14 protein-coding genes are annotated in these 13,022 nt (G+C 48.9%); 11 read left to right on the top strand and 3 right to left on the bottom strand.

Translation table 11 applies throughout. The annotated features are described in order from the left end of the window. Position 1: 1 nt before the first annotated feature. A complete protein-coding gene (locus BM124_RS12755; RefSeq protein ID WP_093338064.1) occupies positions 2 to 721 on the bottom strand; it encodes a GntR family transcriptional regulator in 720 nt (239 codons plus the stop codon). A 149-nt stretch (positions 722 to 870) separates the two neighbouring features. On the opposite strand from BM124_RS12755, the gene BM124_RS12750 reads away from it, so the two are divergent. From BM124_RS12750 to BM124_RS12730, 5 genes are all read left to right on the top strand, one after another. Beyond that, a complete protein-coding gene (locus BM124_RS12750) occupies positions 871 to 2,196 on the top strand; it encodes a 6-phospho-beta-glucosidase (protein ID WP_093338063.1) in 1,326 nt (441 codons plus the stop codon). After that, positions 2,193 to 3,515, top strand: coding sequence for a PTS cellobiose transporter subunit IIC (celB, locus tag BM124_RS12745; RefSeq protein ID WP_093338061.1), 1,323 nt, complete (start codon positions 2,193 to 2,195; stop codon positions 3,513 to 3,515). The genes BM124_RS12750 and celB overlap by 4 nt, the downstream gene beginning before the upstream one ends. Continuing rightward, positions 3,512 to 3,838, top strand: coding sequence for a PTS sugar transporter subunit IIA (locus tag BM124_RS12740; RefSeq protein ID WP_093338060.1), 327 nt, complete (start codon positions 3,512 to 3,514; stop codon positions 3,836 to 3,838). The genes celB and BM124_RS12740 overlap by 4 nt, the downstream gene beginning before the upstream one ends. Before the next feature lies 1 nt (position 3,839). Continuing rightward, positions 3,840 to 4,142 carry a PTS sugar transporter subunit IIB gene (locus BM124_RS12735; protein ID WP_093338058.1) on the top strand — a complete coding sequence of 101 codons (303 nt, stop codon included), beginning with the start codon at positions 3,840 to 3,842 and terminating at the stop codon, positions 4,140 to 4,142. Between the two features lie 394 nt (positions 4,143 to 4,536). After that, a complete protein-coding gene (locus BM124_RS12730; RefSeq protein ID WP_093338057.1) occupies positions 4,537 to 5,340 on the top strand; it encodes an alpha/beta hydrolase in 804 nt (267 codons plus the stop codon). A gap of 7 nt (positions 5,341 to 5,347) precedes the next feature. Here the strand turns inward: BM124_RS12730 and cls are convergent, their stop codons facing one another. Further along, positions 5,348 to 6,547 carry a cardiolipin synthase gene (gene cls, locus BM124_RS12725; protein ID WP_093338055.1) on the bottom strand — a complete coding sequence of 400 codons (1,200 nt, stop codon included), beginning with the start codon at positions 6,545 to 6,547 and terminating at the stop codon, positions 5,348 to 5,350. Between the two features lie 300 nt (positions 6,548 to 6,847). On the opposite strand from cls, the gene rpoE reads away from it, so the two are divergent. The 3 genes from rpoE to BM124_RS12710 all read left to right on the top strand — a co-directional run bounded on the left by rpoE (position 6,848) and on the right by BM124_RS12710 (position 9,702). Then, complete coding sequence (rpoE, locus tag BM124_RS12720) at positions 6,848 to 7,330, top strand: DNA-directed RNA polymerase subunit delta (RefSeq protein WP_093338054.1); 483 nt, start codon at positions 6,848 to 6,850, stop codon at positions 7,328 to 7,330. Positions 7,331 to 7,565: 235 nt separating this feature from the next. Then, positions 7,566 to 9,167, top strand: coding sequence for a CTP synthase (locus tag BM124_RS12715; RefSeq protein ID WP_093338052.1), 1,602 nt, complete (start codon positions 7,566 to 7,568; stop codon positions 9,165 to 9,167). A gap of 340 nt (positions 9,168 to 9,507) precedes the next feature. Beyond that, positions 9,508 to 9,702 carry a hypothetical protein gene (locus tag BM124_RS12710; RefSeq protein WP_093338051.1) on the top strand — a complete coding sequence of 65 codons (195 nt, stop codon included), beginning with the start codon at positions 9,508 to 9,510 and terminating at the stop codon, positions 9,700 to 9,702. A 314-nt stretch (positions 9,703 to 10,016) separates the two neighbouring features. On the opposite strand, the gene BM124_RS12705 is transcribed toward BM124_RS12710, so the two are convergent. Further along, positions 10,017 to 10,535 carry a DUF2529 family protein gene (locus BM124_RS12705; RefSeq protein WP_170841137.1) on the bottom strand — a complete coding sequence of 173 codons (519 nt, stop codon included), beginning with the start codon at positions 10,533 to 10,535 and terminating at the stop codon, positions 10,017 to 10,019. Positions 10,536 to 10,732: 197 nt separating this feature from the next. Between BM124_RS12705 and BM124_RS12700 the strand changes: the two genes are divergently transcribed. The 3 genes from BM124_RS12700 to fsa all read left to right on the top strand — a co-directional run bounded on the left by BM124_RS12700 (position 10,733) and on the right by fsa (position 12,947). After that, positions 10,733 to 11,095: a response regulator gene (locus BM124_RS12700; RefSeq protein ID WP_093338048.1), complete on the top strand. Its 363-nt coding sequence runs from the start codon at positions 10,733 to 10,735 to the stop codon at positions 11,093 to 11,095. A gap of 220 nt (positions 11,096 to 11,315) precedes the next feature. Next, a complete protein-coding gene (gene fba, locus BM124_RS12695; protein WP_093338047.1) occupies positions 11,316 to 12,179 on the top strand; it encodes a class II fructose-1,6-bisphosphate aldolase in 864 nt (287 codons plus the stop codon). Between the two features lie 129 nt (positions 12,180 to 12,308). Continuing rightward, the gene (fsa, locus tag BM124_RS12690; protein WP_093338045.1) at positions 12,309 to 12,947 is read left to right on the top strand and encodes a fructose-6-phosphate aldolase; all 639 of its coding nucleotides are present in this window, start codon (positions 12,309 to 12,311) and stop codon (positions 12,945 to 12,947) included. Positions 12,948 to 13,022: the final 75 nt, after the last annotated feature.

The following is a 13,022-nucleotide window of genomic DNA, read 5'->3' as shown; positions in this document are numbered from 1 at the left end:
ATTATTGATAATTTCTTTCAATCATGAATTCCACCCGGTCGCCGCGGAAATAAGCTTCTGAATATTCAACAGCTTCTTCAGATGGAATAAAGGTTATGGTGGATATTTGAAAACAGGGAGCGCCGGTAGAAATATTCAAACTGGCTGCTGCTTCTTCATCGGTGATGACAATCTTTATCTGTTCTTCCGTTCTGTTCAGCTGATGGCCGTTGGCGGTGATCGTATCATACAACGACCTCGCAGCCGACTCTTTCGTTAAGTCGGGAACAAGGTCTTTCCTTACATAAGCGATCTCAAACTGGATTTCTTCGTCATCTGCGAAACGAGTCCGTTTCACGATATAGATGGGATCCCCTTCGTTGATCCCCAGTTTTTGCGCGGCTTTCTTATCAGCTGCATCCTCTCTGCATTCCTCCACCTTGATGCGGGGGGTGCGCGACTGGGCACGAAGTTGATCACTAAACCGCATCGTACTGGAGCTCAGAGTCTGCTGCACTTTCCCTTTAGCGACAAATGTTCCTTTCCCCTGTTTACGGTAAATATATCCTTCCATAATTAAATGGTTTAACGCAGTGCGGATGGTTGTACGGCTCACTTCATACAGACTGCAGAATTCTGTTTCCGTGGGCAGAAGACGTCCGGGACGGTAATATCCGCTTTCCATTTTTTCAATGATGTCTTTTTTAATCAGGCTGTGTAACTGAGATTTTTTCTTTGCCATTGCTGTCTCTCCCTGCCTGTAGATGATGTAGTGATAGTTTATCATAGTTTATCATAAATTCATAATAACAAAATGGTATAGACATATTTGTAGTAACATGTTAAGTTGTTTCTTAGAAAGCGCTTTTATATACAAAGGAGGTCACAAGGATGGGGTTAAAGCTCGTAGTCATTGGCGGGGGATCCAGCTACACACCGGAAATCATTGAAGGTCTGATTGACCGTTATCATCGGTTTCCGGTCACCTCCGTTGTACTGGTGGATGTCGCAGAAGGGGAAGAAAAAATGCAGACAGTGGCATCGCTGTCACGCCGGATGATAGCGGAGGCTGGACTGCCTGTGGAGATCCATGCCGGGAAGGACCGGAAGAAAGCACTTCATCATGCTGATTTCGTCATGGTTCAAGTGAGGGTCGGCGGCCTGCAGGCCCGTTATTATGATGAACAGATTCCCTTAAAACATCGGTTGATCGGGCAAGAAACGAATGGGGCAGGGGGGATTTTTAATGCACTGCGGACAATACCTGTTCTTCTGGATATTGCTCAAGACATGCATAATATCTGTCCTGAAGCTTGGCTGATCAACTTTTCCAATCCGGCCGGGATTGTAACAGAAGCAGTTTTAAAGCACTCTCCACACCCGAAAGTGGTAGGTGTCTGCAATATTCCATACAACATGAGAACAGGTATTGCTTCTTTATTTGATGTGGGAGTGGAACGGATCTCTGTCGAATTTTTAGGGCTGAACCACTTTTCATTCGGAAAGCGTGTTTTTATAGACGGAAAAGACCGCACCTCGGAAACTATGGAAAAATTGATGAATCAGGACGTGGATTATGCGCCGGCTAACATTGTATCGCTTCCCTGGAATAAAACGTTTTTGAGAATGCTTGGTATGATCCCGAATCCTTATCATCAATATTATTTTCAACAGGAAACGATGCTGGAAAAAGACTTCGAGCAATGGAAAGAACAGGGCACTAGAGCGGAGATGGTCATGCAGGTGGAAAAAAATTTATTTCGGCAGTATGCGGATGAATCCGTTAAAGCAAAACCAAAAGAACTGGAGGAAAGAGGAGGTGCATATTACAGCGATGCTGCCTGCAACTTAATGGAGTCCATTTATAATCACTCCCTGGATGTGCAAACGGTGAACACGCGTAACAATGGCTGTCTTCCGGAGCTGGCCGATGATACAGTTATTGAAGTAAATAGTCTTATTACTGCGAATGGGCCGAGACCGATCGCTGTTGGTTCTATCCCAAGACAAACTAGTGGTTTACTCATACAGATGAAAAAAATGGAGGAGTTGGTCATCGAGGCTGCGGTAACTGGTAATTATTACAGTGCCTATGCCGCTTTCGTAATGAATCCGTTGGTCCGGTCTGATGAAAAAGCTCAGATAGTACTTGATGAGTTATTAGAAGCTCATAAGGACTTTCTGCCTCAATTCACTAAGGGGGTTGTTCGTTCATGAATCAGAACAAATTCATGCATTTTATGGAAGAAAAGTTTATGCCCATAGCTGGAAAAATAGGTTCCCTGCGTCACCTGGTCGCAATAAGGGATGGTTTTGTAGGGATTATGCCGCTGATTATCATTGGATCTCTAGCCGTTCTTATTAATAATTTTCCGTGGGATGGTTTTCAAAATTTCATGGTAATGGTTTTCGGGGAAAGCTGGAAAATGGTGGGCGATTCGGTGTGGAATGGGTCTTTTGCTATCTTAAGCTTACTGGTGACGGCATCTATCGCGTATAAGCTGGCAGAATCATATGAGGCAGATGGAATATCAGCTGCTCTGATTGCTGTTGGTGCTCTTGTTGTATTGACCCCGGTTACGGATGATTTCGGCCTGTCGTTCACCTGGCTTGGGGCACAGGGCTTATTTGTAGCTGTTGTTACATCGATCATTTCAACAGAAGTATTTCGAATATTAGGTAAATACGAAAAATTGAGAATAAAAATGCCGGAAGGAGTTCCGGAGGGAGTGACAAAGTCATTTAACGCCCTGCTCCCGGCAGCCCTCATATTGTTCGCAGCGGGATTAGTTAATACCCTGATCACCCTTTTTTTCGGCCAAAGCATTCATGAACTCGTTTTTTCCGTTATTCAGGAGCCGTTGCAGGGTTTATCCAACACTTTAGGTTCAGCGTTACTGTTCGCGTTTTTAAATCAACTGCTTTGGTTCTTCGGTCTGCATGGGACGAACATTCTGGGACCGATCATGGAATCGATTTATCTTCCGTTGATCGAAGAAAACCAGTCCTTATTTGCAGCGGGAACCAGTGCCTTTGACGTCCCCTATATTGTGACGAAGCCGTTTTTTGATGCGTATGTTTTCATGGGCGGATCGGGAACGACACTGGCTCTTATTTTTGCCATATTCCTGGTCGTCAAATCCAGACACTACAGAACAGTAGGGAAACTCTCAAGTGCTCCGGGGATTTTTAATATTAATGAGCCAATGTTATTTGGACTCCCAGTGGTATTGAACCCGGTGATGCTTGTTCCATTTATTTTAATCCCCTTTGTTTTAACGATTGTCGCGTATTCAGCCATTTCCGTTGGTTTTGTTCCCAAAACGGTAGCCATTCTGCCGTGGACGACTCCCCCGATATTAAGTGGATATCTGGTTACAGGAGGATCCTGGTCCGGAGTTGTTCTGCAGCTTATCAATTTGTCCATTGCCACGGCGATGTATATTCCATTCATCATGGCAGCCGATCGTTCACTAATGAAAAATACAGACTCTGAAGACTTCATTCAAGAAGAAAGGAAGGTGAGTGGTCAATGAAACATACGCTGGATCTGCAGCAGGTTTCTTTTGACATTATACTACATGCAGGCAATGCCCGCTCATCCGCCATGGAAGCTTTACAATTGGCAAGAAGGGAGGAGATAGAGCAGGCATATCAGAAGATAAAAGAGGCAGAAGAAAAATTGAACCAGGCCCATCACTCCCAAACGGCATTATTGCAGCAGGAAGCCTCAGGCGCGGGAGAAAATCCTTCTATTTTATTAATTCACGCCCAGGATCACTTGATGAATGCAATGACGGTGAAGGAGCTTGGGGAAGAAATGATAGAACTTTATAAAAGAGGTGAAGGGGAGAAGTAAAATGAAAATCGCACTCGTTTGTTCAGCAGGGATGTCCACAAGCATGCTTGTGAAAAACATGAGACAGGCAGCGGAGCAAAAGGGGATAGAGGCTGAAATCGATGCATATGCAGAAGGAGAATTAAACCAACACATGGAGGAACTGGAGGTCATACTCATAGGCCCGCAGGTACGGTATTTAAAACAGAGAATTTCTGGGAAAGCCGATTCTTACAATATACCAGTGGATGTGATTGATAATATGGCCTATGGCACAATGAATGGAGATAAAGTGCTGCAGCAGGCGCTGAATTTAACATCGTGACCATTCGCCTGCTCCATTCTCTGGACTATGTACTGCCTGCACCGATATGTTGTCGGCTGCAGGTTTTTTAATGATTGCGGCGTTATCAACGAGTCTTCGTTCCGCCGGATAACGCAAATTCCCAGATAAGGAGAACAGAAAAAGGGAATATTCTTAAGCGGAGTGTTACATAGTAGAAAGAAAGGTGTGATAACGGATAAAAGAAGCTTTGTTATCTCTGTTAACAGGACTTGGCATCGGCTTCTTGTTCGCACTTGTACACCTGCCGATTTGAGCCCCTTCCGCACTGCCGGGTCTGCTTGATGTGATCGAAATTTTAACCGGATGTAAAGTGGTGCAATGGATCCGGGCCCGGCTGCAGAACGGGGAAAGCTGAACAAAGGAGACGAAGCCAATGCCATTTTTCTTATCCCAGGGACACACGCTTCATTACGAGGTACAGGGAGACGGGTTTCCGATTATTTTTATCCATCCCCCGGCGATGGGCAGTGCGGCATTTTATCATCAACAAAAACTCGCCCGGGGCTTTAAAGTCATTCTGATGGATGCCAGAGGGCACGGCCTCAGTTCATCCGGCAGAGAGACGCTGACGATTTCGGAGTGGGCGGAGGATGTGCACAATCTGGCCGATCTGCTCGGTCTGGACCAGGTCCTCTTGTGCGGGTATTCAAGCGGGGGATCCACTGCGCTCGAATTTGCGCTGCGATGGCCGGAGCGCACGGCGGGGGTGGCGCTGGCGGGAGGATTTCCGGAAGTATGCACGACGCTGCTCGAGCGGGAATTTGAAATAGGAATCCACATCACGGACAAAGGGTGGATGGGGCTGCTCGCCTGGATGCTTTCGGTCGGAAATGCAACCCAGGCAGAGCACCGGGAGCGAATAGCCGATGCGGTGAAACGAAGTTCCGCCCCGCTTGTCCGCTCTCTGTACGAATCCGGCCTGCATTATTCCTGCACAGCGGGCCTTTCCTCTCTGAGCCGGCCGCTTCTGCTTTTATACGGCACAAGAGACTGGTATGTTCATTACTACCAGTACATGTTCTACAAATACGCTGTGCAGGCGCCCAAAGATATCGTGATGGTCCAGGGTGTCGGTCATCAGATTCCAACCCTTCAGCCCGGTTCCTATAATGTTGCGGTGACGCAGTTTGCCCGTCAGCTCGAAACAGGAGTCTTTCCTTTCCGCGCGTCAACATGACAGCATGTTAAAGCAATGGTTCCACAAGTCGGGCCGCTTTCTCTTTGATCTGTACCGGAAGCGGCCGCTTCTGTACATCCTCAAGACGCAGGCGCGACGCGTGCTCCAAGTCTTTTTCCAATATATTTCTCACGTATTCAATGAATGTTTTATCCTCTATCAGCGTATTCATTTCAAGGTTCAGGTGAAAACTCCGCTGATCGAAGTTAGCACTGCCTATATCGCAGCACACATCATCAATCAGCAGGGCTTTGGCATGAAAGAAACCGTCATTATAATGATAAACGCCGGCACCAGCGCGGATTAACGGCTCCAGGTAGGACCAGGACGCTTCCTGAACGAGGGGGTGATCCCGCTTGGCCGGAAGAATCATTGTCAGGACCACACCCCGTTCGAGTGCTTCAAGCAGTACCTCTAAAAGAACGTCCCCGGGGATGAAATACGGCGTCGCCATATCAATACGGAACCTGGCCCTGCGGATCATATCAAGAAACGCCTGCAGCACCCCGTCTCCATCTGTCGCCAGAAAGTGAAAGCAGGTATCCCCTTCCGGCAGATGATCCGGATTGCTGTCAGGGGAGAAATGGTCTTCCGGACGCTCCCGGAGCCAGTCTGCGGTGAACTGCTGCACTAAATCCTGCACGCCCTCCCCCTTAATACGGAGATGAAAATCGCGCCAGTAACCGAGTTTCGGATCTCGTCCCAGGTATTCATCCCCAACATTGAAACCGCCCGTATATCCAATTTCACCGTCAATGACCGTGACTTTGCGGTGGTTGCGCCGCTGCAGGGAATAGAACAGGTAAGGCGGGGAAACCGGCCGGCTGTACGTAAAAAATACCCCGGATTTCTTCAGTTTTTCCCGGCCTTTGCGGTTCATGCCGCTGCTGACGCGGTCAAGCATGACGCGTACCGTGACGCCTTCCTCTGCTTTTTGGCAAAGCAGGTCGACCAGTTGACTACCGATGCTGTCATGCCGGAAAATATAAAAAAGAATGTAAACCGACTGATCCGCCTGCTTTATATCTTCCACATAGTCTCGGAAAAAGGTCCCCCCCTCTTTATAGCACGTGACCTGACCGAAACGGCGCGGGTAATGTACACTGCTGCGCTCGCTGCGGTGGTTTTTTCTGCCCAGGATGAAATCAAACAGACACCACCCCGCCACCAGCAGCACGGCGGCGGTTGCTGATATTATCCAAATCATGAAAACGGCCTCCTGACACTCCCTGTCGTTTCATTAGAGGGGTTATATATCCACTAGAATGTCCGAAACCGGCTCATTCTAGAATAGGGATACGAAAAAACTTTCTGCCGGGGTATGCAAAAGAGCGCGCGGATCCTTCGAAAAATGCTGGCATAAATACCCCAAATATGTTTATAATGAAAAGTATGATTTTAAAGAACGGATAACCAAGACGGCGTCTGTTTCCAATCGGGAAAGCATCTGTGCGGATGGTTTCCCGTAGGACATGAATACTTTGTGGAAAAAAGGAGTGTGCGGTCCTTGAGTATTTCTGACTATAATGAAGAAGAAATTGAAGAAATGTCTGCGATAGAGCTGGCTCATATTCTGCTGGAAGAGGAAAACCAGCCTTATGAATATGGAAGCTTAATGAACCGGATTGCTAAATTGAAAGGCATGGCCGTTGAAGAAACAAAAAACCGGCAGACGAAACTGTTCACCTCGATGAATTTGGACGGACGCTTCGTTCATCTCGGGGAGAATCACTGGGGTCTCCGCGGCTGGTATCCACTCGATCAGTCGGATGAAGATCTGAGCACGACGGTGAAGAGTGAGGATACGAAGAAGAATCAGGATGCGTCTGATGAGTTTGAGGAAGACTTTGATGATGACTTTGAAGATATCGAAGACGAGCTGGATGAACTGTCGCAGGAAGAGAATGCCGAAGACGAAGAAAAAACAAAACCGCTGGACGGATTTGACAGTGAAGACGTGGAAGAAACGGAAGATGACGACTCCTACTGACTTTCACAGAACGTGCACGGTTCAGGGGAAAGATCCTGTTATTTTGGTGCTTGACTTTTAAAATAAGGCTCGGTAAAATCATTTTTGGGCTTAAACAGATATATAACAGCATTCCATAAATGAGACGAAACGAAAGTGCGCCCCCTACCCCGGGATAGGTGTCACTTTTGTTTTTTTATGAACGAACCACCTGGATTCCACAGTGTAATTAAATAAAAAAGGAGTAGATGAAGGCATGGCAGTTAAATATATCTTCGTAACCGGAGGGGTTGTGTCATCGCTTGGGAAAGGAATTACCGCCGCTTCGCTGGGCCGTCTCCTGAAAAACCGGGGCTATGGTGTGACGATCCAGAAGTTCGATCCCTATATTAATGTCGATCCTGGAACGATGAGCCCGTATCAGCACGGCGAAGTGTTTGTGACCGATGACGGTGCAGAAACGGACCTGGATTTAGGCCATTATGAACGTTTTATCGATATTAACCTGAACCAAAACAGCAACGTCACAACAGGGAAAGTCTATTCGTCGGTGATTCGTAAAGAACGCCGGGGAGACTATCTCGGCGGGACGGTCCAGGTTATTCCGCATGTGACCAACGAAATTATTGAGCGGGTATACCGTGCCGGCCGCGAAACCGGAGCGGACGTTGTGATTACGGAAATCGGCGGCACCGTGGGTGACATCGAGAGTCTGCCTTTTCTCGAAGCTATCCGGCAGATTAAAAGTGATGTCGGGGTTGAAAATGCCATGTACATTCACTGTACCCTGATTCCCCACCTTTCCGCAGCTGGTGAGCTTAAGTCCAAGCCGACCCAGCACAGCGTAAAAGAGCTGCGCAGCCTGGGCATTCAGCCGAACATCATCGTGGTCCGGACCGAGAGCGCCGTGCCGCAGGAAATGAAAGAGAAAATCGCGCTCTTCTGTGATATTCATAAAGACGCTGTGATTGAATGTTCGGACGCCGATACCCTGTACCAGATTCCGCTCGATCTCCAGCGCCAGAAAATGGACCAGATTGTGTGCGATTATCTGAAACTGGGCGGCGGACCGGCAGATATGGAAGAGTGGAAGATGCTCGCCGAAAAGGTGCAGAACCTCTCCGGACGGGTCACCATTGCGCTCGTCGGGAAATATGTATCGCTTCCCGACGCTTACCTGTCCGTCGCTGAATCGCTGAAACACGCCGGCTATGCGTTTGACTCCTACGTCGATATTCAGTGGATCAACTCCGAAGACGTGACACCGGACAATATCGTAGAGAAACTGAAAGAGGCAGATGGCATTCTCGTACCGGGAGGCTTCGGCGACCGCGGTATCGAGGGCAAGCTGACAGCGATCCAGTACGCCAGAGAGAACAATATTCCGTATCTCGGCATCTGTCTTGGGATGCAGCTGGCTTCCGTGGAATTCGCGCGGAACGTAGCGGGACTGCAGGAAGCCGGTTCCGCAGAGCTCGATCCGGAGACGAAAGATCCGGTCATTGATCTCCTGCCGGAGCAGAAAGAAGTAGAGGATATGGGCGGCACGCTGCGTCTCGGTCTGTACCCTTGTAAGCTGCAGGAGAATACCATTGCCAAGCAGGCGTACGATCAGGAAGTGGTGTACGAACGCCACCGTCACCGCTATGAATTCAACAATGCCTACCGTGATGCCATGGAAGCAGCCGGATTCATCTTCAGCGGGACGAGCCCGGACGGCAGACTGGTGGAGATTATCGAACTCGCGAATCATCCATACTTTGTCGCGTCCCAGTTTCATCCTGAATTTGTGTCCCGCCCAACGAGACCACAGCCGCTGTTCCGCGAATTCATCCAGGCCTCTATCGAGCATCAGTAATAAAAAGTAGGAAGAGTCTAGGACAAAACCTTTATTAGATAAAAAATGCCGAACGATTTCTTAAAATCGTTCGGCATTTTTCGTTTCTAAAATCAACCGCTGCGCCAAGATACTTTGCTTTTACTCCAAAGCACAAGGGCAACATCGGCTCGCTGAGGCTCGCCGTGTCTTCTTTGCACTCCGGAGTACAAGAGCGGCATCGGTTCGCCGGGGGGGCACCGTGTCTTCTTTGCCCCGCGCACGGCTCGAAAACGAGGAAAATCGGCTGAGAAAAAGGGGACCTTCTCCCAAAACCGTGTACGTCCTGTGCCGGGCGTAGAAGCCACCACGGCTCGCGGCTGTGGTTCCACCGGATGAGCTAATTGTCGAAATCGACGGACCCCGGCCGTTCCAGGGCCCGTTTGCCGGAATCGAAACGACACCTGAGCTGCTCCGCAATGTAATCACGACGCCAGCCGGTATAACCGAGGAAAAGGAAGCAGAGCTGGAAGCGTGGACGCAGAAAAATGCCGGGTGGATGTACGGTAGTTTGTAAATGGGAATGGGTCATAAGGCACTTTAGGGGGTTCCGCAACCCCTTAAACGTCGTTAAGCATAGCTCATGAGGCACTTTAGAGTACCCAGTGCGCCCTTAAACGTCATCATGAATGATTCATAAAGCACTTTAGAGGGTTTCGTGCCCCCTTAAACGTCATTAGCCTGTGGAAGCACGAGCTGAAGTATTTTGACTCCGCTGCTATGCGGCTCTTGAACAACGCCGCAGGACATTCGTGTTTTCCTCCGCCTATTTTACTTTTGTCCCGGACTCTTTTTTGCCTGTGTTGACAAGCGTCCCATTCAGCGGCGGCTTTACGTTTCGTCGAGCATTTCTTTGATGTTTAGAAATAGAAGCTGCCCTGCAAACAGCGAGCATAGAGCAGAAGGGTCACCCATCCGCTCTCCGCTTTCCCCGGGTACGATGCCGCCTTTCACGTGCGTCTGCAGCCACACATCTGTCGGTTCCAGTTCCACGCCGGCCTCCTCCTTGGCAAACGGAGCCACTGCGACGAACGGAATCTCCTGCTCGAGCAATTTTTCCAAGGCTGCCTGAAGCGTATCAGTTTCTGCGTTTCCGGCCAGCAGAAGCACGCGGTCGTCCGTGGCCGCCTCCTCCGGTTTTTCAAGAGATACAAACGCTGTCTCAACCGGCGCATCCGGGTGCTGCGTGAGGGTCAAGGCGCTTCCTTCCATGGATGTGGTTCCGCCGATTAACAGCCGCCCGGTACCCGCCGGTCCCTGCGCCAGAAGTCTGGCTCCATTTTCTATTGCTTCATCCTCTGATAAAATATTCTGAAAAGCTCCCTGGAGCTGTGTAGCAAATACTTTCACATGGTTTCCGCCTTTCCTTATGTACTGTTATTGTGTCTATCGTAAAGTAGATTTGTATTTCTGTAAAAAAAACAGCAGAAGCAGGAAATCAGGAGGCAGGTATGGAAGGGGTACAAATAACGAAAATAAGCGCGGAACGCCCTGAGTAGAAAAAGTCGGCATCGAACGTACTGCCTGGAGAAAGAAGGGAACTTGGTTTGAATAAAATATTAATTGTAGACGATCAATACGGCATAAGAGTGCTGCTGCAGGAAATACTGCAGAAAGAAGGACATGAGATTCTGGAAGCATCAAACGGCAGCAGAGCTCTGGAACTTCTCGAAACAGAGCACCCCGATCTCGTTTTACTGGATATGAAAATTCCCGGCATGGACGGGGTTGAAATTCTGAGGAGACGGTCCGAGCTGGGGCTTGCTCCCGGCGCATCCGTCCTATTAATGACCGCGTACGGGGAGCTCAGCATGATGCAGGAAGCACAAAGACTTGGTGCTTCCTCGTACATTTCCAAACCATTTGACATCAATCAGATTAGAGAAGAAATTCAGAAATACCTGACCTGATTCTTAGTGCTCGAACGAAAGTTCTATACCAGCCTTTTATTCTATGACGCAGGTAACTTTTCCCGGACGGATGGATGAAAATCTTTCATGATGTGCTATAATGAAGCAGAAAACAATACAAAAACAGCGGTACAACCTATCTGCCGGTGTTTTTAAAGATGCGGAGCGGGAACTCTTTTCATTCATCCTGTCACGAAGGAATTTGCAAGGAGGATAACATATGCCGCTCGTATCCATGAAAGAGATGCTCCATGAAGCAAAAGCCGATCATTATGCTGTAGGTCAGTACAATTTGAACAACATGGAATTTATTCAGGCGGTGCTGCAGGCCGCCCAGGAAGAACGTTCGCCCCTGATATGCGGCGTTTCTGAAGGATCCGCCCGCTACATGAGCGGTTTTAAGCCGGTGGTGGACATGGTGAAAACCTTCATGGAAGCCCATCACGTTACGGTTCCGGTAGCGGTTCATCTGGACCACGGATCCAGTTTCGAAGTAGGCATGGAAGCCATCCGCGCCGGTTTCACATCCGTTATGATTGATGGTTCTTCTTATCCTCTGGAAGAGAACATCGCCTTGACCAGCCGTGTTGTGGAAGCGGCTCATGCCGTCGGGGTATCGGTGGAAGCGGAGCTCGGCCGGATCGGCGGGCAGGAAGACGACACGGCTGTGGAAAAAGCGGAAGAATCATATGCCGTTTCGTCTGAGTGCAAAAAGTTTGTGGAAGAAACAGAAGCAGACTGTCTGGCCCCCGCTCTTGGCTTTGTGCACGCTCCTTACAAAAGGGAATCTCATCTTGGTTTCGACCGTATGAAAGAAATCGACAGCGCCGTCGGTGTTCCGCTCGTACTTCACGGCGGAACGGGGATACCCGCTGAGGACGTGCAGAAAGCCATTGGTTTCGGGTGCGCCAAAATTAACGTCAACACAGAAAGCCAGATTTCCTCAGCTGCCGCCGTACGAAAAACTCTCGAAGAAAAGCCGGAGCTTTATGATCCCCGTAAATATATGGGTCCGGCCCGCGATGCTGTGAAAGAGACGGTTAAAGCAAAAATGCGTGAATTTGGTTCGGCCGGCCGTGTATAACAACCGGCAATGGAGGGAAAGGCGTTCATCGTGTACAGGCCGCCGCGGGAGGTACCTGTTAACTCTTTTATCTGCCAGGCAGGAAAGTATAGGAATAGGGAGCATTTCTTACAAAAGGAGGCGGAAAATATGAAATTTTTTATTGATTCAGCCAACATGGATGAAATCACGGAAGCTCACGAACTGGGGATTCTTGCCGGTGTGACGACCAATCCAAGTCTGGTCGCGAAAGAAGGGGCTGATTTTAAGGAACGGCTGAGAGAAATCACTTCGCTCGTAAAGGGGTCGGTCAGTGCCGAAGTCATTTCCACCCAGGCGGATGGAATGCTTGCAGAAGGACGCGAACTCGCCCATATTGCGCCGAATATCACAGTGAAAGTACCGATGACCGAAGAAGGGATGAAAGCCGTAAAAGTTTTTACTGAAGAAAACATTAAAACCAATGTAACGCTCGTCTTTTCTTCCGTTCAGGCTCTTCTGGCTGCCAGAGCCGGCGCATCCTATGTGTCGCCTTTTCTGGGTCGTCTGGATGATATCGGACACAATGGGCTCGATCTAATCAGTGAGATTGCAGAAATTTTTGCCGAACACGATATTGACACAGAAATTCTTGCTGCTTCCATCCGCCATCCTCTGCACGTATCGGAATCGGCAGCAAGAGGAGCGGATGTAGCCACGCTGCCGCTTAAGGTCATTCGTCAGCTTTTCAAACACCCATTGACCGACCAGGGAATTGAAAAATTTCTCAGCGATTGGGAGAATCGGTAAAAAGAAAGAGCAGGAAGCCGTGGGCGGTCGAAAGCTGCATTCCGGAAAAATCAAAAACAGCCGGCCGGAGGGTGT

The sequence above is a fragment of the Salibacterium halotolerans genome (assembly GCF_900115625.1).
Classification (GTDB): Bacteria; Bacillota; Bacilli; order Bacillales; family Marinococcaceae; genus Salibacterium; species Salibacterium halotolerans.
Note: the sequence above shows the minus strand (reverse complement) of the source record. Positions and strands in the feature narration are given on the sequence as shown.